Source organism: Enterobacter sp. JH25, assembly GCF_021725435.1.
Classification (GTDB): domain Bacteria; phylum Pseudomonadota; class Gammaproteobacteria; order Enterobacterales; family Enterobacteriaceae; genus Enterobacter; species Enterobacter intestinihominis.
On sequence record NZ_CP091319.1, the window covers coordinates 2,495,479 to 2,518,072 of the forward strand.

The 22,594-nt window shown below is 53.8% G+C and carries 24 protein-coding genes, 2 pseudogenes and 1 other annotated feature (1 of these 27 cut by a window edge); of the genes and pseudogenes, 16 read left to right on the top strand and 10 right to left on the bottom strand.

Annotated elements, in window-relative coordinates; translation table 11 throughout:
* Positions 1-50 (top strand) — a sequence feature (Trp leader region); it begins 45 nt to the left of the window's first position.
* Between the two features lie 23 nt (positions 51-73).
* From L2Y28_RS12025 to yedF, 7 genes are all read left to right on the top strand, one after another.
* Positions 74-1,636 (top strand): anthranilate synthase component 1, encoded by a 1,563-nt coding sequence (locus L2Y28_RS12025; protein ID WP_022648331.1) that lies wholly within the window; start codon positions 74-76, stop codon positions 1,634-1,636.
* Complete coding sequence (gene trpD, locus L2Y28_RS12030) at positions 1,636-3,231, top strand: bifunctional anthranilate synthase glutamate amidotransferase component TrpG/anthranilate phosphoribosyltransferase TrpD (protein ID WP_022648332.1); 1,596 nt, start codon at positions 1,636-1,638, stop codon at positions 3,229-3,231. Before L2Y28_RS12025 ends, trpD begins: the two co-directional genes overlap by 1 nt.
* A 3-nt stretch (positions 3,232-3,234) precedes the next feature.
* Complete coding sequence (gene trpCF, locus L2Y28_RS12035; RefSeq protein WP_022648333.1) at positions 3,235-4,593, top strand: bifunctional indole-3-glycerol-phosphate synthase TrpC/phosphoribosylanthranilate isomerase TrpF; 1,359 nt, start codon at positions 3,235-3,237, stop codon at positions 4,591-4,593.
* A gap of 10 nt (positions 4,594-4,603) precedes the next feature.
* Positions 4,604-5,797, top strand: a complete 1,194-nt coding sequence (trpB, locus tag L2Y28_RS12040; protein WP_022648334.1) for a tryptophan synthase subunit beta — start codon at positions 4,604-4,606, stop codon at positions 5,795-5,797.
* Positions 5,797-6,606, top strand: coding sequence for a tryptophan synthase subunit alpha (gene trpA, locus L2Y28_RS12045; RefSeq protein ID WP_022648335.1), 810 nt, complete (start codon positions 5,797-5,799; stop codon positions 6,604-6,606). The genes trpB and trpA overlap by 1 nt, the downstream gene beginning before the upstream one ends.
* Positions 6,607-6,780: 174 nt before the next feature.
* A complete protein-coding gene (gene yedE, locus L2Y28_RS12050; RefSeq protein WP_022648336.1) occupies positions 6,781-7,992 on the top strand; it encodes a selenium metabolism membrane protein YedE/FdhT in 1,212 nt (403 codons plus the stop codon).
* Positions 7,989-8,222 (top strand): sulfurtransferase-like selenium metabolism protein YedF, encoded by a 234-nt coding sequence (gene yedF / locus L2Y28_RS12055; protein WP_003856774.1) that lies wholly within the window; start codon positions 7,989-7,991, stop codon positions 8,220-8,222. Before yedE ends, yedF begins: the two co-directional genes overlap by 4 nt.
* 286 nt (positions 8,223-8,508) lie before the next feature.
* Here the strand turns inward: yedF and ompW are convergent, their stop codons facing one another.
* Positions 8,509-9,141, bottom strand: a complete 633-nt coding sequence (ompW, locus tag L2Y28_RS12060; protein ID WP_022648338.1) for an outer membrane protein OmpW — start codon at positions 9,139-9,141, stop codon at positions 8,509-8,511.
* Positions 9,142-9,423: 282 nt separating this feature from the next.
* Between ompW and L2Y28_RS12065 the strand changes: the two genes are divergently transcribed.
* The 5 genes from L2Y28_RS12065 (at position 9,424) to yciA (ending at position 14,011) form a co-directional block, all read left to right on the top strand.
* Complete coding sequence (locus tag L2Y28_RS12065; RefSeq protein WP_017384228.1) at positions 9,424-9,828, top strand: YkgJ family cysteine cluster protein; 405 nt, start codon at positions 9,424-9,426, stop codon at positions 9,826-9,828.
* 25 nt (positions 9,829-9,853) lie between these two features.
* Entirely contained in the window at positions 9,854-10,597 is a 744-nt protein-coding gene (locus tag L2Y28_RS12070) for a YciC family protein (protein WP_022648339.1), read from the top strand.
* Between the two features lie 13 nt (positions 10,598-10,610).
* Complete coding sequence (locus tag L2Y28_RS12075; protein ID WP_003856762.1) at positions 10,611-11,150, top strand: septation protein A; 540 nt, start codon at positions 10,611-10,613, stop codon at positions 11,148-11,150.
* A 180-nt stretch (positions 11,151-11,330) separates the two neighbouring features.
* Positions 11,331-13,517: a TonB-dependent siderophore receptor gene (locus tag L2Y28_RS12080; RefSeq protein WP_022648340.1), complete on the top strand. Its 2,187-nt coding sequence runs from the start codon at positions 11,331-11,333 to the stop codon at positions 13,515-13,517.
* Between the two features lie 98 nt (positions 13,518-13,615).
* Entirely contained in the window at positions 13,616-14,011 is a 396-nt protein-coding gene (gene yciA / locus L2Y28_RS12085; RefSeq protein ID WP_022648341.1) for an acyl-CoA thioester hydrolase YciA, read from the top strand.
* A gap of 38 nt (positions 14,012-14,049) precedes the next feature.
* Here the strand turns inward: yciA and tonB are convergent, their stop codons facing one another.
* On the bottom strand, positions 14,050-14,772 hold the full coding sequence (gene tonB / locus L2Y28_RS12090) for a TonB system transport protein TonB (protein WP_032622462.1): 723 nt from the start codon (positions 14,770-14,772) through the stop codon (positions 14,050-14,052).
* Positions 14,773-14,993: 221 nt separating this feature from the next.
* On the opposite strand from tonB, the gene L2Y28_RS12095 reads away from it, so the two are divergent.
* Together L2Y28_RS12095 and L2Y28_RS12100 are read left to right on the top strand one after the other, a co-directional pair.
* Positions 14,994-15,290 (top strand): YciI family protein, encoded by a 297-nt coding sequence (locus L2Y28_RS12095; RefSeq protein ID WP_022648343.1) that lies wholly within the window; start codon positions 14,994-14,996, stop codon positions 15,288-15,290.
* Between the two features lie 307 nt (positions 15,291-15,597).
* Positions 15,598-16,059 (top strand): annotated as a pseudogene (locus L2Y28_RS12100) (DDE-type integrase/transposase/recombinase); the annotation flags it as partial.
* 157 nt (positions 16,060-16,216) lie between these two features.
* Here L2Y28_RS12100 and L2Y28_RS12105 read toward each other — a convergent pair.
* The 7 genes and pseudogenes from L2Y28_RS12105 to L2Y28_RS12130 all read right to left on the bottom strand — a co-directional run bounded on the left by L2Y28_RS12105 (position 16,217) and on the right by L2Y28_RS12130 (position 19,725).
* Positions 16,217-16,645 (bottom strand): hypothetical protein, encoded by a 429-nt coding sequence (locus L2Y28_RS12105; protein ID WP_022648346.1) that lies wholly within the window; start codon positions 16,643-16,645, stop codon positions 16,217-16,219.
* 9 nt (positions 16,646-16,654) lie between these two features.
* Positions 16,655-17,335 (bottom strand): hypothetical protein, encoded by a 681-nt coding sequence (locus L2Y28_RS12110; RefSeq protein WP_236919549.1) that lies wholly within the window; start codon positions 17,333-17,335, stop codon positions 16,655-16,657.
* Between the two features lie 291 nt (positions 17,336-17,626).
* A pseudogene (locus L2Y28_RS12115) lies at positions 17,627-18,057 on the bottom strand (replication endonuclease); the annotation flags it as partial.
* A gap of 122 nt (positions 18,058-18,179) precedes the next feature.
* Positions 18,180-18,815 carry a leucine efflux protein LeuE gene (leuE, locus tag L2Y28_RS12120; RefSeq protein ID WP_006810877.1) on the bottom strand — a complete coding sequence of 212 codons (636 nt, stop codon included), beginning with the start codon at positions 18,813-18,815 and terminating at the stop codon, positions 18,180-18,182.
* Positions 18,816-18,882: 67 nt separating this feature from the next.
* On the bottom strand, positions 18,883-19,293 hold the full coding sequence (locus tag L2Y28_RS12125; RefSeq protein WP_022648348.1) for an Exc2 family lipoprotein: 411 nt from the start codon (positions 19,291-19,293) through the stop codon (positions 18,883-18,885).
* Positions 19,294-19,304: 11 nt separating this feature from the next.
* Positions 19,305-19,433 (bottom strand): KPN_01571 family protein, encoded by a 129-nt coding sequence (locus L2Y28_RS25580; RefSeq protein WP_209662595.1) that lies wholly within the window; start codon positions 19,431-19,433, stop codon positions 19,305-19,307.
* Between the two features lie 118 nt (positions 19,434-19,551).
* Complete coding sequence (locus tag L2Y28_RS12130) at positions 19,552-19,725, bottom strand: YciY family protein (RefSeq protein WP_017384232.1); 174 nt, start codon at positions 19,723-19,725, stop codon at positions 19,552-19,554.
* 143 nt (positions 19,726-19,868) lie between these two features.
* Here L2Y28_RS12130 and cls point away from each other — a divergent pair, with 143 nt between their 5' ends.
* Together cls and L2Y28_RS12140 are read left to right on the top strand one after the other, a co-directional pair.
* Positions 19,869-21,329, top strand: coding sequence for a cardiolipin synthase (gene cls / locus L2Y28_RS12135; RefSeq protein ID WP_022648349.1), 1,461 nt, complete (start codon positions 19,869-19,871; stop codon positions 21,327-21,329).
* Between the two features lie 33 nt (positions 21,330-21,362).
* Positions 21,363-21,692: an HI1450 family dsDNA-mimic protein gene (locus tag L2Y28_RS12140; protein WP_006810881.1), complete on the top strand. Its 330-nt coding sequence runs from the start codon at positions 21,363-21,365 to the stop codon at positions 21,690-21,692.
* Positions 21,693-21,723: 31 nt separating this feature from the next.
* Here the strand turns inward: L2Y28_RS12140 and L2Y28_RS12145 are convergent, their stop codons facing one another.
* Complete coding sequence (locus L2Y28_RS12145) at positions 21,724-22,560, bottom strand: ion transporter (RefSeq protein WP_022648350.1); 837 nt, start codon at positions 22,558-22,560, stop codon at positions 21,724-21,726.
* Between the last annotated feature and the right edge of the window lie 34 nt (positions 22,561-22,594).

Sequence of the window (22,594 nt, forward strand, 5' to 3'; positions counted from 1 at the left end):
CTGCGAAAAGCAAACTGATACCCGGCCCGCTCCCAAGCGGGCTTTTTTTTGAACAGAATATGAGAATAACTACATGCAAACAGCCAAACCCCACCTCGAACTGTTGACCTGCGAGACGGCCTATCGCCATAACCCTACCGCGCTCTTTCATCAGGTGTGCGGTGCACGTCCTGCGACGCTGCTGCTGGAATCTGCTGATATCGACAGCAAGGACGATCTCAAAAGCCTGCTGCTGGTTGACAGCGCGCTGCGCATTACCGCATCGGGTGACACTGTCACTATTAAGGCGTTATCCGAGAATGGCGCGTCGCTGCTGCCGCTGCTGGATGCGGCTCTGCCTTCAGGTATTGAAAATGAGCGTCATCCGGACCTGCGAATTCTGCATTTCCCGCCGGTAAGCCAGTTGCTGGATGAAGATGCCCGCCTCTGCTCACTCTCCGTTTTCGACGCCTTCCGCCTGCTGCAAAATCTGGTCATTGTGCCGGAAGATGAGCGCGAAGCAATGTTCTTTGGCGGGCTGTTTGCTTACGACCTGGTTGCTGGCTTTGAAGATTTACCGGAAACCGAGCAGGGTAACCGCTGCCCGGACTACTGCTTCTACCTGGCCGAAACCCTGCTGGTGATCGACCATCAGAAAAAATACACCCGCATTCAGGCCAGCCTGTTCACGCCATCTGTGTCTGAGAAAAATCGCCTCGCGCAGCGCATCGGCCAACTGCAACAGCAGATGTCAGAAGCACCGCCCGCGCTCCCGGTGCAGCGTGTTGAAAAGATGACCTGCGAGGTGAGTCAGACCGACGATCAGTACGGCGCGGTGGTGCGTCAGATGCAAAAAGCGATTCGTGCCGGGGAGATTTTCCAGGTGGTGCCGTCCCGTCGCTTTTCACTGCCCTGCCCGTCGCCGCTGGCGGCTTACGATGTGCTGAAAAAGAGCAACCCAAGCCCGTACATGTTCTTTATGCAGGACAATGATTTCACCCTGTTCGGCGCGTCACCGGAAAGCTCCCTCAAGTACGACGCCACCAGCCGCCAGATTGAGATCTACCCGATAGCGGGCACCCGTCCACGCGGCCGTCGTGCCGATGGCTCCCTGGACCGCGATCTCGACAGCCGCATCGAACTGGAAATGCGTACCGACCACAAAGAGCTCTCCGAACACCTGATGCTGGTTGACCTGGCACGTAACGACCTGGCGCGTATTTGTACGCCGGGCAGCCGCTATGTGGCAGACCTGACCAAAGTCGACCGCTACTCCTTCGTCATGCATCTGGTATCCCGCGTGGTGGGTGAGCTGCGCCACGACCTCGACGTCCTGCACGCCTACCGCGCCTGCATGAACATGGGCACATTGAGCGGCGCGCCGAAAGTCCGCGCCATGCAGCTGATTGCCGAAGCTGAAGGCCGCCGTCGCGGCAGCTACGGTGGCGCGGTGGGCTATTTCACCGCTCACGGTGACCTCGATACCTGCATCGTGATTCGCTCCGCCTACGTTGAGGACGGCATTGCTACCGTCCAGGCCGGGGCCGGGATTGTGCTGGATTCTGTTCCGCAGTCGGAAGCCGACGAAACCCGCAGTAAAGCGCGCGCGGTACTGCGCGCCATTGCTACCGCACACCATGCACAGGAGATTTTCTGATGGCTGACATTCTGCTGCTCGATAATATCGACTCCTTTACCTACAACCTGGCAGATCAGCTGCGTGCGAATGGACACAACGTCGTTATCTATCGCAACCACGTTCCAGCCCAGACGCTGATTGACCGTCTGGCGACCATGCAAAACCCGGTGCTGATGCTCTCCCCGGGGCCAGGCGCACCGAGCGAAGCGGGCTGTATGCCTGAGCTGTTGACCCGTATGCGCGGCAAGCTGCCGATTATCGGCATCTGCCTCGGCCACCAGGCGATTGTCGAAGCCTACGGTGGTTACGTGGGTCAGGCGGGGGAGATCCTGCATGGTAAAGCGTCAAGCATTGAACATGACGGTCAGGCGATGTTTGCCGGTCTGCCGAACCCGCTTCCGGTGGCGCGTTACCACTCACTGGTCGGCAGCAATATTCCGGCCGGGCTGACGATTAACGCCTCGTTTGAAGGGATGGTGATGGCGGTGCGTCACGATGCGGATCGCGTCTGCGGGATGCAGTTCCACCCGGAATCTATCCTGACGTCTAACGGCGCGCGCCTGCTGGAGCAAACGCTCAACTGGGCGCTGCAAAAGCTGGAGCAGACCAACACCCTGCAACCGATTCTGGAAAAACTGTATCAGGCCCAGACCCTGAGCCAGCAGGAGAGCCACCAGCTTTTCTCCGCCGTCGTGCGCGGCGAGCTGAAGCCTGAGCAGTTGGCCGCTGCGCTGGTGAGCATGAAAGTACGCGGCGAAAGCCCGCAGGAGATCGCCGGTGCGGCAACCGCGCTGCTGGAAAATGCCGCCCCGTTCCCGCGCCCGGACTATCCGTTTGCCGATATCGTTGGGACCGGTGGCGACGGCAGCAACAGCATCAATATTTCGACCGCCAGCGCCTTTGTGGCGGCGGCATGCGGACTGAAAGTGGCGAAGCACGGCAACCGCAGCGTGTCCAGCCGTTCCGGATCGTCCGACCTGCTGGCGGCTTTCGGTATCAACCTGGACATGAACGCTGAGCGTTCCCGTGAAGCGCTGGATGACCTGGGCGTCTGTTTCCTTTTTGCGCCGAAGTATCACACCGGTTTCCGCCACGCGATGCCCGTTCGCCAGCAGCTTAAAACCCGGACGCTGTTTAATGTGCTCGGTCCACTCATTAACCCGGCGCACCCGCCGCTGGCGCTGATTGGCGTTTACAGTCCGGAGCTGGTCCTGCCGATTGCGGAGACGCTGCGCGTCCTCGGTTACCAACGCGCCGCCGTGGTACACAGCGGCGGGATGGATGAAGTTTCCCTGCATGCGCCCACGCTGGTGGCCGAACTGAATAACGGCGAAGTGCTGAACTATCAGCTTGAGGCCGCTGATTTCGGGTTGACCCCGTACCATCAGGACGCCCTGGCGGGCGGCACGCCGGAAGAAAACCGTGACATTCTCACGCGCTTATTACAAGGTAAAGGTGAGGCCGCCCATGAGGCCGCCGTGGCGGCCAACGTAGCCATGCTGATGCGTTTACATGGCGAGGAAGATCTGAAAGCCAACGCCCAAAAAGTTCTGGATGTACTGCGCTCCGGTGCAGCTTACGATCGCGTTACCGCACTTGCGGCAAGAGGGTAAATAATGCAGACCGTTTTAGCGAAAATCGTCGCCGATAAGGCCATCTGGGTGGAAGCCCGTAAGCAACAGCAGCCGCTCGCCAGTTTTCAGAATGACGTCGTTCCGAGCAGCCGTCGTTTCTATGATGCCCTCCAGGGCGCGCGTACCGCGTTTATTCTGGAGTGTAAAAAAGCGTCTCCGTCCAAAGGCGTGATCCGTGACGATTTCGACCCGGCGCGTATTGCCGGTATCTACAAGCATCATGCGTCTGCCATTTCTGTGCTGACGGATGAGAAATATTTCCAGGGCAGCTTCGATTTTCTGCCCGTAGTCAGCGGCATCGCGCCGCAGCCGATTCTGTGCAAAGACTTTATTATCGACCCGTATCAGATCTGGCTGGCGCGCTTTTACCAGGCCGATGCCTGCCTGCTGATGCTCTCTGTGCTGGATGACGAACAGTATCGCCAGCTCTCCGCCGTCGCGCACAGCCTGAATATGGGCGTGCTTACCGAAGTGAGCAACGAAGAGGAGCTGGAGCGCGCCATCGCGCTAGAAGCCAAAGTGGTCGGCATTAACAACCGCGACCTGCGCGACCTGTCGATTGACCTCAACCGTACGCGCCAGCTTGCGCCGCGTCTGGGTGCGGGCGTCACGGTGATCAGCGAATCCGGAATCAACAGCTACGCTCAGGTGCGCGAACTCAGCCACTTTGCCAACGGTTTCCTGATCGGTTCCGCGATGATGGAACACGACGATCTTAATGCGGCCGTTCGCCGCGTGCTGCTGGGTGAGAACAAAGTTTGCGGCCTGACCCGTGAGCAGGATGCGCAGGCGGCGTATGAGGCGGGCGCAATCTATGGTGGTCTGATCTTTGTTGAGTCCTCTCCTCGCGCCGTTAATGAAGAACAGGCGCGCAGGGTGATTGCGGCTGCGCCACTGAGCTACGTGGGCGTGTTCCGCAATGCGGATATTAACGACGTTGCGGCGAAAGCGGACGCGTTATCCCTGAGCGCGGTTCAGCTACATGGCGATGAAGATCAGACATACATCGATGCTCTGCGACATGTTCTGGCACCTCAGGTTCAGATCTGGAAAGCGCAAAGCGTTGGCGCCATCCTGCCCGCGCGTAACCTTACGCATGTTGATAAATACGTGCTCGACAACGGCCAGGGCGGCACGGGGCAGCGTTTCGACTGGTCACTGCTGCGTGGCGAAGTGCTGGACAATGTCCTGCTGGCGGGGGGATTAAGCCCCGATAACTGTGTGGAAGCAGCCAAAACCGGCTGCGCCGGCCTCGATTTCAATTCAGGCGTAGAGTCCCAACCGGGCATAAAAGACGCCAGCAAGCTGGCATCGGTATTTAAAACTCTGCGTGCATATTAAGGAAGAGAAGATGACGACATTACTTAACCCGTATTTTGGTGAGTTTGGTGGGATGTACGTCCCACAAATCCTGATGCCCGCGCTGCGCCAGCTGGAAGAAGCGTTCGTGAGCGCGCAGAAAGATCCGGCGTTTCAGGCGGAGTTTACTGACCTGCTGAAAAACTACGCCGGTCGTCCGACGGCACTGACCAAATGCCGCAACCTGACCGAAGGCACCAGAACCACGCTCTACCTTAAACGTGAAGATCTGCTGCACGGCGGCGCGCATAAAACTAATCAGGTGCTTGGCCAGGCTCTGCTCGCCAAACGTATGGGTAAAACCGAAATTATCGCCGAAACCGGCGCGGGCCAGCACGGCGTGGCCTCTGCCCTCGCCAGCGCCCTGCTCGGCCTGAAGTGCCGCATCTATATGGGGGCGAAAGACGTGGAACGCCAGTCGCCGAACGTGTTCCGTATGCGTCTGATGGGGGCGGAAGTGATCCCTGTGCACAGCGGTTCTGCCACGCTGAAAGATGCCTGTAATGAAGCGCTGCGCGACTGGTCTGGCAGCTACGAAACCGCCCACTATATGCTCGGTACCGCGGCAGGCCCACACCCGTTCCCGACCATCGTGCGTGAATTCCAGCGCATGATCGGAGAAGAGACTAAAGCGCAGATCCTCGAAAAAGAGGGTCGCCTGCCGGATGCGGTGATCGCCTGCGTTGGCGGCGGATCTAACGCCATCGGCATGTTTGCCGATTTTATCGACGAAACCAGCGTTGGGCTGATTGGCGTTGAGCCTGCCGGCCACGGCATTGAAACGGGTGAGCACGGTGCGCCGCTGAAGCATGGCCGCGTGGGGATCTATTTCGGCATGAAGGCCCCGATGATGCAGACCGATGAAGGGCAGATTGAGGAGTCTTACTCAATTTCAGCCGGGCTGGATTTCCCGTCCGTAGGGCCGCAGCACGCGTTCCTCAACAGCACCGGCCGCGCGGATTATGTCTCCATCACTGATGACGAAGCGCTGGAGGCCTTCAAAACGCTGTGTCGCAATGAAGGGATCATCCCGGCGCTGGAGTCTTCCCACGCGCTGGCACACGCGCTGAAAATGATGAAGGAAAACCCGGAAAAAGAGCAACTGCTGGTGGTAAACCTTTCCGGTCGCGGTGACAAAGATATTTTCACCGTTCACGATATTCTGAAAGCACGAGGGGAAATCTGATGGAACGCTACGACAACGCATTTGCACAACTGAAAGCCCGCCAGGAAGGCGCTTTCGTTCCCTTCGTGACGCTGGGCGACCCCGGTCCGGAGCTGTCGCTGAAGATTATCGATACCCTGATTGACGCCGGTGCCGACGCGCTGGAGTTGGGGATTCCGTTCTCCGATCCGCTGGCGGATGGCCCGACCATCCAGAATGCGACGCTTCGCGCGTTTGCTGCGGGCGTGACGCCGGGCCAGTGCTTCGAAATGCTGGCGGCGATTCGCCAGAAGCACCCGACCATTCCGATCGGCCTGCTGATGTACGCCAACCTGGTGTTCAGCCGCGGTATTGATGCGTTTTACGCAGAGTGCGCCCGCGTGGGCGTTGACTCCGTGCTGGTGGCTGACGTGCCCGTTGAAGAGTCTGCGCCGTTCCGTCAGGCGGCGATGCGCCACAACGTCGCGCCGATTTTCATCTGTCCACCGAATGCCGATGACGATCTGTTGCGTCAGATTGCCTCTTACGGACGGGGTTACACCTACCTGCTCTCCCGTGCGGGCGTCACCGGTGCGGAAAACAAAGCCGCGCTTCCGCTGCATCATCTGGTGGAGAAGCTGGCAGAATACCATGCTGCGCCGCCGCTTCAGGGCTTTGGGATTTCCTCTCCGGATCAGGTTACTGCGGCGATTGACGCGAAAGCCGCCGGGGCCATTTCCGGTTCGGCTATCGTGAAAATCATCGAGAAGAATGTGGATAAGCCAGAGCAGATGCTGGCTGAGTTACACGCATTCGTCACATCCATGAAAGCGGCCACACACAAGGCGTAACCGTTAACACCGTCTGGCCCCGGCGTCAGGCGGTTTTCCCTTCTCTCTTCCTGAAAGAAGCAGGTCAAAATTGATCCTGTCGATATTTTCGGTGTGAATGACTTTTCAAACTTTCGCGTAAGCGTATGATCTGGGCTCTTTTTAGCGTTACCCTTCTGAGTTCAGAGGTTATTCATGTCCTGGCATTCCTTCAAACAGACTTACCTGGTTAAGTTCTGGTCACCTGTTCCGGCCGTTATCGCGGCAGGCATTCTCTCTACCTATTATTTCGGTATTACCGGCACCTTCTGGGCTGTTACGGGCGAGTTTACCCGCTGGGGTGGGCAGCTATTACAGCTGGCAGGCGTTCATGCCGAAGAGTGGGGTTACTTCAAACTGATCCATCTTGAGGGCTCACCGCTGACCCGCATCGACGGAATGATGATCATTGGCATGTTTGGCGGATGTTTTGCGGCCGCGCTGTGGGCCAACAACGTTAAGTTGCGCATGCCGAAAAGCCGCATCCGCATTATGCAGGCCGTGGTCGGCGGTATCATTGCCGGGTTTGGCGCCCGCCTGGCGATGGGCTGTAATCTGGCCGCGTTCTTTACCGGTATTCCGCAGTTCTCGCTGCATGCCTGGTTCTTTGCCGTCGCCACCGCCATTGGCTCATATTTCGGTGCAAAGTTCACCCTGCTGCCACTGTTCCGCATTCCGGTGAAAATGACGAAAGTTAGCGCTGCATCTCCGTTAACGCAAAAACCCGATCAGGCGCGTCGTCGCTTCCGCCTCGGTATGCTGGTCTTTTTTGCTATGGTTGCCTGGGCGATTTGCACGGCGATGAATCAGCCCAAACTCGGTCTGGCCATGCTGTTCGGCGTCGGCTTTGGTCTGCTGATTGAACGCGCGCAGATCTGCTTTACCTCCGCGTTTCGCGATATGTGGATCACCGGACGTACCATGATGGCGAAAGCCATTATTGCCGGGATGGCCGTGAGCGCGATCGGGATCTTTAGCTATGTTCAGCTCGGCGTTGAGCCGAAAATCATGTGGGCCGGTCCTAATGCGGTCATTGGCGGGCTGCTGTTTGGTTTTGGCATCGTGCTGGCGGGCGGGTGTGAAACTGGCTGGATGTATCGCGCCGTGGAAGGCCAGGTGCATTACTGGTGGGTTGGTCTGGGTAACGTGATTGGCTCAACCCTCCTGGCGTACTACTGGGATGACGTCTCTCCAGTACTGGCAACCAACTGGGACAAGGTCAATTTGCTGAATACCTTTGGTCCACTCGGGGGGCTCATGGTGACCTACGCCCTGCTGCTTATCGCCTTCTTACTGGTTATTGCGCATGAAAAGCGCTTCTTCCGGCGTGCCACCGTCAAAACTGAAACTCAGGAGAATGCCGCATGAAAGAGATCGTGCCTGATTATCGTCTTGATATGGTGGGTGAACCCTGCCCTTACCCGGCTGTCGCCACGCTTGAGGCGTTACCGCAGCTTAAGAAAGGTGAAATTCTGGAAGTGGTGAGCGATTGCCCCCAGTCGATCAATAACATTCCGCTTGATGCCAAAAATCACGGCTATACCGTGCTGGATATCCAGCAGGACGGACCAACGATTCGTTATTTAATTCAGAAGTGATTTCACGATCGAAAAAGGCCTCTCAGAGGCCTTATCTAGTTTACTGGCTTTGGCCACCGTCGTCGTCTGAGTTTCGGCAGGCATGAATGAGTGGTGAGACGTGTTCCGCAAACGGAACAGATAGCACCGTGAGGTAGGCTATGTGCTGGGCTGAACGTCGTGAACTGAAACTGTTTACCTGCACAAACGGGACACTCAAATTTGATGTTGGGGATATCCCCTCCAGCCAGGTATGTGGAACAACCACCATACAGCAATCCCCGGCTGACCGGGGATATATCTTCTGTCAGAAACGATAACCTGCTGAGAACATAAATACCCACGGATCCAGACGGGTACTGATACTCTGCTGCTCACCGCTAGCTTTAAAGCGCACGTCTGTATCAATGTCCATATACCAGACCGAGGCGTTGATCAGCCAGTCACGGTTAATCAGATAATCCAGACCAACCTGCCCCGCCATGCCCCACGAGTCTTTCAGGCTGAGATCGGATAGCCCAGCCTCTTTACCGGTATCGTTAAATTTCTCATCAAAGAAGGTGGTGTAGTTAACGCCTGCACCAATATAAGGGCGTAACTTGCTACTGGAATCGCCGAAGTACCACTGCGCCATCAGGGTTGGTGGTAAATGGTGCACCGTAGCAATGTCCCCGGTCGGCCCTAAACCGACGCGGTGACGGAATGGCGTGGCGGCCAGAAGCTCAACGCCAATGTTATCCGTAGCCATATACGTGAATGTCAGGCCTAACTGGGTGTTATTGCTGACGCTAAACCCGCCCATACCCAGTACATTGTCGGAACCTTCCGTTGGACGCACCGTTGCCGAACCGGCACGAATAAAGAATTCACCTGCTTCATGCGCGTACGCGCCGCCAGAGAGACTGCTTAAGATAAGGGCTGCCACCGCTAATTTTTTCATATCCGCTCCATCGTTGTGGTTTTAATTGCGGAGGAGAATATACTCACAAATGAGTAATAAGTGATCTAACACAGATCACATTAAAACCAGTAAGTTAACATTCATTGATCTAGGTTAATTTTTGGTGACGCCTCATAAAGCAATAAGTTGTTACCGCGTCAATTTTTGGCATTTCATAGTTAAAAAATTTTCTGTTTTTCCTCTCTTGCGCTTCCTGTAGCGGCTGGATAATTTATCGCTCTCACAATCTGATTTGATGCGTTCTACTTTTGCAGGTGTGCCATGAGTGATCATAACCCGTGCATGACGTGCGGAGCCTGTTGTGCGTATTTTCGAGTCTCTTTCTACTGGGCTGAAGCCAGCGATGGCGGCGGCACCGTTCCGGTTGATCTCACTGAACCCTTGACCCCTTTCCTGCGTTGCATGCGCGGCACCAACCAAAAACAGAGCCGCTGTGTGGCACTGCAAGGTGAACCTGGGGTATCCACCCGCTGTTCCATTTACGCGGATCGCCCCAGCCCGTGCCGCACTTTCGCGATGTCGGGAGAGGATGGACAGGTCAATGAGGCATGCAATCGCGCCCGCGCCCGCTATGGATTACCGCCGCTTTACAAAGATATGCTTTTCCATACAAGCCTTGATGCTGCCACCAGCGTGTTATCCGGTGTACAATTGCCGGCTAATTAACACCTGCAATACTCAAGGAGAGTGCATGTCTATCACGGCGAAATCTGTCTACCGTGACACGGGAAATTTTTTCCGCAATCAGTTCATTACCTTTTTACTGATCGCGTTGTTGTGCGCCTTTATTACGGTGGTGCTGGGTCATGCGTTCTCACCCAGTGATGAACAGATTGCCTCGCTGAGCCAGGGGGATCATCTTGCAGGCAGCGCAGGGTTATTTGACCTTGTGCAGAATATGACGCCAGAGCAACAGCAAATCTTGCTGCGTGCATCTGCGGCATCTACCTTCTCGGGGCTGATCGGCAACGCCATTCTGGCGGGTGGCGTGTTGCTGATGATCCAGCTGGTGTCTGCCGGCCAACGCGTCAGCGCGTTACGTGCCATCGGGGCCAGTGCTCCGGTGCTGCCGAAACTGTTTATCCTCATCTTCATGACCACGCTGCTGGTCCAGATGGGGATAATGTTGGTTGTCGTTCCGGGCGTGCTGCTGGCTATCGTGCTTTCATTTGCGCCAGTAATGGTTGTGCAGGACAAAATGGGTATTTTCACCGCCATGCGCAGCAGTATAAGGCTCGCGTGGGCGAATATGCGTCTGGTCGCCCCGGCCGTTATCAGCTGGTTGCTGGCCAAGACTCTACTGTTGCTGTTTGCGCCGAATTTTGCGGTATTAACGCCAAACGTCGGCGCGGTTGTCGCCAATACGCTGAGCAATCTGATTTCAGCTGTACTGCTGGTCTATTTGTTCCGCCTGTACATGTTAATTCGTCAGTAACCGGGATCGCAGAATGAAGCAGTTTCTTGATTTTTTACCGCTGATCGTATTTTTCGCTTTTTATAAGTTGTACGACATCTATGCCGGCACGCTGGCGTTGATTGTGGCAACGGCTGTGGTGCTGATTTACAGCTGGGTTCGCTATCGCAAAGTTGAAAAGATGGCGCTCATCACTTTCCTGATGGTGGCGGTGTTTGGTGGTCTGACGTTGTTCTTCCACAATGATGAATTTATCAAATGGAAGGTCACAGTGATTTACGGCCTGTTTGCGGGCGCGCTGCTCATCAGCCAGTGGGTGATGAAGAAGCCGCTGATCCAGCGCATGCTGGGGAAAGAACTGACGCTGCCGCAGGCTGTGTGGGGGCGTCTGAATATCGCCTGGGCGCTATTTTTTATTCTGTGTGGTCTGGCGAATATCTATATCGCATTCTGGCTGCCGCAGAATATCTGGGTCAACTTCAAGGTGTTTGGCCTGACGGCGCTGACCCTTATCTTCACCCTACTCAGCGGCGTTTATATTTATCGCCACATGCCGCAGGATGACAAGCACTGATCCTTCTGGCCAGATCGTCACGCGGTCTGGCCTCTTTTCCCGCCTTCCCTTTTCTCCACAACCTTCCTGCGAAAATGTCTGAATCATGAAGATTTTATGGAGATTGCTGTCGCTTTATTGTAATGAGAATCACTATCATTAATATTCTTCATCGCATTTTTAACAAATGGAAATGAGTTGATGAATAACATAATAAGATTTGCCCCGGCTACACTTACGCTCGCCATTCTTTCAACGCTATACCAGAGCGCGCACGCAGCGGAAGATCCTCTCGCCGATGGTGAAACAATGGTCGTTCAGGCAACCGCTGAAGTGGCCCTAAAGCAACAGCCGGGGGTTTCCATCATCACGGCAAAGGACATAGAAAAGGATCCACCGGTTAACGATCTTTCGGAAATTATTCGCAAAATGCCCGGGGTTAACCTCACCGGAAACAGCGCGACAGGCAGTCGTGGTAACAACCGTCAGATCGACATCCGCGGTATGGGGCCAGAGAACACGCTGATTCTGATTGACGGTGTGCCGGTGACGTCACGTAACTCGGTGCGCTACAGCTGGCGCGGGGAGCGCGACACCCGCGGGGACACCAACTGGGTTCCGCCAGAGATGGTTGAGCGTATTGAAGTGCTCCGGGGACCAGCTGCCGCCCGCTATGGTTCGGGGGCTGCCGGCGGCGTCGTCAACATCATTACCAAACGCCCGTCCAACGACTGGCACGGCTCCCTCTCCCTGTACACTAACCAGCCTGAAAATGATAAAGAGGGGGCGACGAAACGCGCTAATTTTGATCTGAGCGGCCCCCTCGCGGGCGATGCGTTAACGATGCGCCTGTACGGGAACATCAACAAAACCGACGCAGATGCTCAGGACATCAACACCGCGCAAAACGGCTCTTACGCCGCCGGGCGAGAGGGCGTACGTAACAAGGACATTAATGCCCTGCTCTCCTGGAAACTCACGCCACAGCAGATTATCGATTTCGACTACAGCTACAGCCGCCAGGGCAATATCTACGCGGGTGATACTCAATACAGCAACAGCAACGTCAGCCCTGACGGTCTGGTGTCGTCCCTGTATGGACACGAAACCAACCGAATGTACCGCCAGTCTTATGGCATTACGCACAACGGCATCTGGGACTGGGGTCAGTCAAAGTTCGGGGTTTATTATGAAAAGACCAACAACACCCGACTGGAAGAAGGCTCTACGGGCAAAGTTGAAGGGATGATCAATAGCGATAAATACGATACCAGCCGGCTGGAGTCATACCGTTCAACGGGTGAACTGAACATTCCTTTCTTCTGGCTGGTCGAACAGACGCTAACCGTGGGTGCAGAATGGAACCGTGATGAACTGAACGATCCGGCCTCAATGCAGTCGACAAATGTGTCGGGAGAAGTGATTAACGGCGTTCCCGGCACGGCTTCTGAGCGCAACAGCAAAAACAGCGCTGACCTCACCGGCATCTATCTTGAGGACAATATTGAAGCGCGTCAGGGCACCAACCTGATCCCAGGGCTCCGCTTTGATTATCACAATCAATTTGGCAGCAACTGGAGTCCGAGCCTGAACCTCTCTCAGGATTTGGGTGACATGTTCAAGGTTAAAGCGGGTATCGCTCGGGTATTTAAAGCGCCAAATTTGTATCAATCCAGCGAAGGCTATTTGCTTTCCACCCGCGGCAATGGCTGCCCGAATAACGTTTCCGAAGGAAGCTGTTATCTTTTAGGTAACCCGGATCTGGATCCGGAAATCAGCGTGAACAAAGAGATCGGCCTGGCCTTTGCCCTGGAAGGCTACGAGGCTGGAATTACCTGGTTCCGCAATGATTACAAAAACAAGATCGTTTCAGGAACGGACGTGCTGGGGCAGACAAGCAGCGGCGCAAATATCCTGCAATGGGAGAACGGCGGTAAGGCCGTTGTTGAAGGGCTGGAAGGCAACCTCACCGTCCCTGTTATTCGCGACACGCTAACCTGGCGTACTAATGCGACGTATATGATTCAGTCTGAAAGTAAAGACACCGGTAATCCGCTGTCGATTATCCCCAAATATACCGTCAACACCATGCTGGACTGGGAGGTTAACAGCAAGCTTTCAGCCAACGTAAGCTGGACGATGTACGGCCGCCAGAAGCCCAGAGAAAACGCTGAAATCCGCAAAGAGGAAAATGCGATGTCCAACAGAGAGATCGGCGCGTATTCCATCGTGGGTATCGGCAGTAACTATCAGCTGACCAAAAACCTGCGCCTGAATGCCGGCATCAGCAACCTCTTTGACAAGCAGATTTACCGTGAAAATGACGGTGCATCTACCTATAACGAACCGGGCCGCGCCTATTACGCTGGCGTAACCATGTCCTTCTGACCTTCAGGCGCCCGCGCTGCGGGCGCTAACCCTATTCTCTCCAGCCAGAAATCATAGTAGCATCCCGCCTGAAGTCTTCAGTTACGAGTTTAAAAACAATGACAACAAATGACGCCCCACAGGGCGAACTGGTTTTACGCACACTGGCAATGCCTGCGGATACGAATGCCAATGGCGATATTTTTGGCGGCTGGTTAATGTCGCAGATGGATATGGGCGGTGCAATCCTGGCAAAAGAGATTGCACACGGGCGCGTGGTAACCGTCCGGGTCGATGGCATGACCTTCCTGCGCCCTGTCGCGGTGGGGGACGTGGTGTGCTGTTACGCACGCTGCGTAAAACGCGGCAATACGTCTATCTCCATTAACATTGAAGTATGGGTGAAAAAAGTCTCTTCTGAACCGATTGGTCAGCGCTATAAGGCGACGGAGGCCCTGTTCATCTACGTGGCAGTGGATAGCGACGGTAAGCCCCGCCAGCTCCCACGGAGCTGATCCTCAGGTAAAAAAAAGCCTCCTTGCGGAGGCTTCTTTTATTCCATCTGTGCCCCGCCGTTCAGGCGGAAGACAATATTTACAATCAACCCATTGCCGGGTTTACCGGCTTCATAACGCCACCTGCGCATGGCCGATTTAACTTCGCGTTCAAACATATTCGCTGGCTGTGCGGACAGGATTTCCACGTTATCCACACGTCCATCAGCCGTAACGTCGAATTTCACCCGTACACGCCCTTCAATACGTAACGCCTGAGCACGTGCCGGATACTGCGGCTGGTTACGGCTCAGCGCGCGCGGGCCCGCTGGCGCCGTTACCGTCGGTTTTGTCGCGGTCGTGGTGTTACTCATCAGCGGACGTGACGGGGCGGCATTTTCAACCGGCTGCGTGGTGCGTGGCTCAACCGGACGCACTTCGCGTTTCGGACGCTCTTCCACCTTTTTGACCGGCTTGGGTTTTGGCTTCGGCTTAGGTTTCGGCTCTGGCTTATGGATCACCACCGGCGCTTCTTTTGGCGGTTCAGGAATCGGCTCGGGTTCCGGCTCGGGTTCAACAACGGGCTGTGGCGGCGGCGGCGCAACCTGCGGCGGTTCAAGATCCGCGGGCGATACCATGGTCACAGAAATTGGCTGCGCTGGCGCTGGCATTTCAATAACCTGATGAACCGAGGTATAGAGCAGACCCGCCACGACAGCACCGTGAATAACGACGGAAAGCAGCGTCGGCCATGGAAAGCGGCGAGGTAAATCAAGGGTCATCGAAGTCATAATCATCAACGTTAAAAAACCGAACCTCGATTTTAAATGCAAATAGCAATCATATTCAATAAGACACTTTGTCCTGGCGCAATTTAAGCGTATAAGAGGGCAAAAAAGGGGCATCCAGATCAGGGTTTTAACATTGTTATTATCTTTACATTGCAGTCATTTGTGCTTTCACATAACGTAAATGTCACTTTTACCGGTTAAGGAGCTTTGCCGTGCTTTATGTGATTTACGCTGAAGATGTACCTGATTCTCTGGAAAAACGTCTTTCCGTTCGCCCTGCCCATCTGGCGCGTTTACAGCTGCTACAGGATGAAGGTCGGTTGCTGACCGCAGGCCCGATGCCTGCCGTTGACAGCAACGATCCGGGAGCAGCGGGTTTTACCGGCTCCACGGTGATTGCCGAGTTTGAATCTCTGGAAGCCGCGCAGGCCTGGGCAGAAGCAGACCCGTACGTCGCAGCCAGCGTGTACGAGAAAGTCACGGTTCGCCCGTATAAAAAAGTGTTCTGAAATGAAAGGCTCCCTCGGGAGCCATTTTAAACACCTTAACACAATGAAATAAAAGGATTTATTACAGGCCGAGTCCACATATTGACCACATTGACACATTACTTCCCGCCCATGCGGGAAGTTTCATTTAAATCATTCTCTATTTAAAAGATTTCTCGGCAAGATTACTTAACAAGCTCACGCATTACGTTCCCATACTTAAATTTCAGATTTTGACTTGAGAGGAACATGCCACTGTTAGCTCTGAATCGCCACGGGTTTAACAGACACCTCAGAGTCATTTAAGATGACTTAAAGAGAGGTGCCCATGAGCGGTAAGCGTTATCCTGAAGAGTTTAAAATTGAAGCAGTCAAACAGGTTGTTGAACGCGGTCATTCTGTTTCCAGTGTTGCAACACGTCTCGATATCACCACTCACAGTCTTTACGCCTGGATAAAGAAGTACGGTCCGGATTCTTCCACTCATAATGAACAGTCAGATGCTCAGGCCGAAATCCACGAAGGCTGGCTGTATCTGGCCGTGGTGGTTGACCTGTTCTCACGCAAAGTTATCGGCTGGTCAATGCAACCCCGCATGACAAAAGAGATTGTCCTGAACGCATTACTTATGGCGGTGTTGAGGCGTAATCCTCAAAAGCAGGTACTGGTTCACTCTGATCAGGGCAGTCAGTACACGAGCCATGAGTGGCAGTCGTTCCTGAAATCACACGGTCTGGAAGGCAGCATGAGTCGTCGCTGTAACTGCCACGACAACGCGGTTGCGGAAAGCTGTGCCAGCGCTGGCGCTGACTGGCAAATGCTGGAGTAAAAAACGGATGCAAACTCATGCACCTGATGCATGTAGAGCTTAAATACGAGAAAATCGCGAGTAAATGGCATAACAAGACCTGCATTCTGAGTGCCGGTCTTGTGGCTTGATGCAAGCATCAGTTTTGCCATGAAATGATGTCGTCCAGTCCAGAGAGCAGGTCGGGAAAGTAACTTTCATCAATATCGAAGGAATCATCAAGGGTAATACTGTCAGCATGGTTTTCAGGCTTAAGTACCATGCTAACGCCAACAGCCCCGGCAAAATGTGCCTGATGAAACTTAAGCACAACCTGCTCGAATGCCGAGGTTAAATTAATATCCTTAAATTTCGCCCCTGTCTTTAAGGCCAGATGGAAATCATGTGTATCATTCCTGAACTGCTCCAACTGACCGACAAAAAACTCTGCAGCAAACTCTGTTTTTAAGGCTGGGATTGAGAATTCAACCCAAACCATAATACGGCTATAGGCAGGCTCTTCGGGTTCAGCCAGCCTTTCATAAGGCGTTAATTTAAGGTGTCTGTCACCGCTTGTGATATCTATCATGATCCCCCCTTACGGCATGTACTGAAAATGCATGATAGTCCAGTCAGCTTCCCTGACCAAAACCTCAAGACGGTAAGACTTATAAATATAAGTGCCTTTATTTTGCCTGTCTTCCACAAGCTTATACATACGAGCCTCGTAACGGAAAAGCCCTGGCTTTTTGAGAGGATCCGGCGTTCTTATGCCATAACGAATGGCCTTTTCCTGAATCTGCAAAGGCACATAACGACCTGGGGTCAGCATGTGTTTTACAGATGACTCACTCATCCTGAGCGCGCGAGCTGATAAGCCCATTTTAAGGCGGCCACGCAAGAGACTGATGGTAGCCTCACTGAGCCTCACAGTTACGGCGGCTTTGACACCACTTTTCAGTAACGACTGACCTGCCCGTAAAAGACGAAATGCACCAAAAGCAATTAGAGCGAGGTCTGTTGGGTCAATCAGGGGGGCTTCTAATGGCGCTTCTTCCAGCCTAACAAACATGCCGTCTGCATCATAAATCTGCCATAAACCGGGAGCCTGAGCGACGGAATAACCAATACACATCCCGCTTTCGTCATCAACGATGGGTTTTGAGTTCAGTGGAGGATTGCGTGGGCGAAATTCGAAATATTCACCGGCTGGCAATGTAGACTGGAAGGTGTAGAAACGTCCTGGCTCGTCTGTAATTAATCCAACGCTCATTGTCATGATTTCCTTTTGGGCTAACCTTTGAGTCATCATAAAGGACGTTTTTACTTCAATCTACTTTTCCTGATTCTGATTTTATCGGCTTAGAAGTTAACGCCTCTCAGGGCTCGTTGTTCAACACCACCGACACTGAAAGCGAGTTTCAGCACCGGCGGCGTTGCTATCGTCGACGTGGCGGCGGAATTATCGAACCTATCACCGGTGTAAACCCCTCAATTTTCGTATCGCTGATCTCGCTATATTTGCGGTTATTTTCTCTTGCGATAATTAGCCATCTGAATAAATAATCTTTCATAAAGTCCACTCCATTTCAGTTGAATTTCCAGGCCACTCGTCAGCAGCCGGATATTTGAAACTTTTCTTGCCATAAATCACCGTGCCCCACGCGCCAGCGCGTCGAGCTCACACCGTTCCGGGGTAATGCCGTCCTGAGCTAAATCGAAACGAATTTTTGCGACGCGATCCCTTTCGGACTTTGTCATCCGGGCTGATGGCGCTTGCTCGCTGGTTTTGAGCGGCGCATTGCTTCTTTGATGCCGATGTTTGCGCGGTGCGCGAGCTTTTAACGCCTCGTTAAGCACCTACACAACGTCTGGCTCATTCCAACCGATAACCCCGCGCTCAATCAGATTTAACACCGCTGCGGCTTGCTCGGACGGTGTGGGGGTCATAACTGGATCGCCACCGCCTGTGAGCTTTCCACAGTTATTGACAGGACTCCGGGCGCGTCAGAGCCGCTTTTTATGGCTTTTGACTGCTAGTAGTAAAACGTGAAGCCTTGTCTGGCGCGTCTTTCAAGTTACGCCAGATATTAAAAAGGCTCCCTCGGGAGCCTTTTCTTCATTCAGTGCAGCGACGCCAGCCTCGCCGCAAATCCAACAAACAGCAGGCCTATCAACCCATTCCCCAGCTTCGCCAGTTTCTTTTTGGTTTTCAGATAACGCGTGACAAACGCGCCTGAGAAAATCAGGAAGCTCATGTACATGAAGCTGATCAGCTCAAGCGTTGTGGCGAGGATCAGGAACGACGTGCCGGTATTCTTCGCATTGACATCAATGAACTGCACGAAGAACGATACGTAAAAGAGAATCGCTTTCGGGTTCGTCAGGCTCAGCACCAGCGAACGCTTAAGGATCGCGCTTGCCGGTTCGGCGCTACTTTCGTGAGCATTTTTTTGACGTGTCATAACGGACCAGAGCATTTTTCCGCCGAGCCACAGCAGATAAAACGCCCCAAGATAGCGGACAATATTAAATAATACCGGAGTGGTCTGGATCAACGCGGCGACGCCCGCCCAGGCCAGAAACATCAGCACGGCATCACCAATAAACACACCGGTGGCTGCCAGATAGCCTTTCTTAACGCCGTGGCCAATCCCTGTTTTCAGCACAAACAAGGTGTTCGGTCCTGGAACCAGCACGATAAAAAATGCGCCGACAACATAGGTCCAGAAATTCAGTACACCAAACTCCGCAAACACGTCTCACTCCTTTTGCTCAAAAACAGCGGGGATACCGGTAATAACGGTATCCCCTGAATCAGTTGCGCTATTGTACGCCGTTATAGCCATCAAGATAAGTCGCGGCCAGTTCGTTACCAAATAATATGGCGTCTTTACTGTCCATGTCCGAAGACCATTTATCCTTCGCGTTGCCTGCGTACAATTCCTGCGACTTCGCATTTTCTTTCAGCTGATCGCGAATGCTTTGCGCGTATTCACTGGCTTCAGCCTGAGTCCGCCCTTCCGCACGGTCAGCTTTGCCCCGGGCATAAAGCTCGCGGAACTGCGCTACGTTCAGGTGATAATTTTTCTGCACGCTGGAGGTGTAATTGCCGCCAGTAAAGCTGGACTGATGCGACACGAAATAAAACGCGTGCCGTTCGGGTGAGGTTTTGCTACTGGCACAACCGCTTAATACTGCAATCCCGAAGAGTGCTGCCATCACTTTTACGTTCATCCTTTTTTCCTTTAATAAAGCCAATGTATTCCCCACGCAAAAACATAATCTGCCAATGAGGAAAATGACGAAAGTCCTAAACCTTCCCTGAGCGCATCCAGCGCCAAAAGTGCAATAAAAATCCAGAGATAAGGATTCATCTTTTAATATCATGACGTTATGGGGACGTAGTATATCGTGGAAAGCAGACGGGAGGAGACTGCAAAGATTAATAGTCTGGATGTTTAATGGGCACCTTTACGGTGCCCCTCATGCTTTTCAGATATCCTGGACCGCGAACAGCAGCGCGTTACGGTGTCTGTTCAGGCCACATTTTCTGATGGCGTGGATACGCATATTGCGGCGGGATTGTGCTTCCAGCCAACGAGCCTTACGACGACTCACCTGTCGCAACATGCGCCAGCGCCCTACTTCAGTTCTACTGCGCTTCATGTCTACAACTCTTTCTCTAACAGAGATGCCATTATATGCCTAAGCAGGCGGCAAACCAGCGCTTTTATCTGCCGTTTTTATTTGCCAGATGAATCCTGATGCGTAAACTCATAACAATACGCTTTCAAAAGGATTTTATATTCATGACAACCTTCTACACCGTGGTGAGTTGGCTGGTCATTTTAGGATACTGGCTGTTAATTGCCGGGGTGACGTTGCGCATTCTGATGAAACGCAGAGCGGTACCTTCCGCCATGGCCTGGCTTCTGATTATCTACATTCTGCCGCTGGTGGGCATCATCGCCTATCTCTCTTTCGGTGAACTTCATCTGGGTAAACGCCGGGCCGAACGCGCCCGTGCCATGTGGCCCTCCACGGCGAAATGGCTTGCCGACCTTAAAGCCTGCAAGCATATCTTCGCCGAAGAGAACAGCAGCGTGGCCGCATCTTTGTTCAAGCTGTGCGAACGCCGCCAGGGCATTGCTGGGGTAAAAGGCAATCAGCTGCAACTGATGACCTCTTCCGATGACGTGATGCAGGCGCTGATCCGTGATATCCAGCTCGCCCGGCATAATATCGAGATGGTGTTTTATATCTGGCAGCCGGGCGGCATGGCGGACCAGGTCGCCGAATCGCTGATGGCCGCTGCACGTCGCGGTATCCACTGCCGCCTGATGCTGGACTCCGCCGGCAGCGTGGCCTTTTTCCGTAGCCCGTGGGCAGGCATGATGCGCAACGCCGGTATCGAGGTGGTCGAGGCGCTGAAAGTGAATCTTATGCGCGTCTTTCTGCGCCGCATGGATCTTCGTCAGCACCGGAAAATGGTTCTGATCGATAACTATATCGCCTACACCGGCAGCATGAACATGGTCGACCCCCGCTTCTTTAAACAGGATTCCGGCGTGGGGCAATGGATCGATTTGATGGCTCGCATGGAAGGCCCGGTGGCAACCTCTATGGGCATCGTCTATTCGTGCGACTGGGAAATTGAAACCGGTAAACGCATTCTTCCCCCGCCGCCGGATGGCAATATCATGCCGTTTGAGGAAGCCAGCGGGCACACTATCCACACTATCGCCTCCGGTCCTGGCTTCCCGGAAGATCTGATCCACCAGGCACTGCTTACCGCCGCGTACTCAGCGCGGGAATATCTGATCATGACCACGCCCTATTTCGTCCCCAGCGACGACCTTCTGCACGCCATCTGTACAGCGGCACAGCGCGGAGTGGATGTGAGCATTATTATGCCGCGCAAGAACGATTCGCTGCTGGTCGGGTGGGCAAGTCGCGCGTTCTTTAGTGAGCTGCTGGCCGCGGGCGTTAAAATCTATCAGTTCGAAGGCGGTCTGTTACACACCAAGAGCGTGCTGGTAGACGGAGAGCTGAGCCTGGTGGGTACCGTCAACCTCGATATGCGCAGTCTGTGGCTGAATTTTGAAATTACGCTGGTCATTGATGACGCCGGTTTCGGCGGCGATCTGGCGGCGGTTCAGGATGATTATATCTCCCGCTCACGCCTGCTGGACGCCAGACTGTGGGCGAAACGTCCGCTGTGGCAGCGAATTGCCGAACGACTGTTTTACTTCTTTAGTCCGTTGCTGTAAAACGTGCCCAACGATGTTTAACAGGTAGTCATCATGGAAATGGATCTGAACAATCGCCTGACCGAAGACGAAACGCTCGAACAGGCCTACGATATTTTTCTCGAGCTGGCGGTCGATAATCTCGACCCTGCTGACGTCATTCTTTTCAACCTGCAATTTGAAGAGCGTGGCGGTGCTGAGCTGTTCGATCCGTCTGAAGACTGGGCCGAACACGTCGATTTTGATCTCAACCCGGACTTCTTCGCTGAGGTGGTAATTGGCCTGGCAGATGAAGACGGCGGAGAAATTAACGACATCTTTGCCCGCGTCCTGCTGTGCCGCGAGAAAGACCATAAGCTGTGCCATATTCTCTGGCGCGAATAATAAAAAAGGCTGCCCGCGCAGCCTTTTTTATTTAATCCGGCAAGGCATTTCCACAGCGGTGACAAAACCGCGCCCCGGGTTCATGATTTCCCTGCTGACAATTCGGACATTTGCGTTGCTGCTTGCTGTTCTGGAAGGCGCTGCTCATATGGGTGGTAATTAGCCCCGTCGGTATCGCTATTACCGAATAACCGATCAGAATAAGAATCGATGCCACAATACGTCCGAGCGGCGTATGCGGTGTAATATCGCCATAGCCCACGGTGGTCACCGTGACGATAGCCCAGTAAACCGACGCATTAAGCGTGGTAAACCCGTATTTTGGCCCTTCGATTAAATACATCAGGGAGCCAAAAACGATCATCACGATAGCAATAAACGAATAGAAGAGAATAAGCTGGTGGCGGGCGCTGACAATGGCGACCCAAAAAACCCTCAGCGAAGGCATAAAGCGCAGCAGCTTCAGAATTCGTAACACACGAATCGCCCGCATTGCGCGCCAGGCAAACACATAATTCAGGCTGATCTCAGGCCACAGCCACATGACATACAGCGGCAGGATAGTGGCTAAATCAATAAATCCCCAGAAGCTGAAAACGTATTTCGCCGGATTTGGCCAGCTAATGACCCTCAGCACATACTCTGCGGTAAACACCAGCGTGACGATCAATTCCAGCCAGACAAAAACGTGCCACTCCTCATACGTCATGTGGTACTGCGTTCCGGCACCGGATTCGATAAAGATAATAATGACGCTAATCAGCGCAAATAAGCCACACAGACCCTCGAAACGGCGACCGGAAACCGTTTCTGGATCAAATAAAAGGTGATAAAGCCGCTGACGGGCCGACGTGAATAATCGCGACACATTAACCTCGAAAAAATAAGGGCTGACATCATGT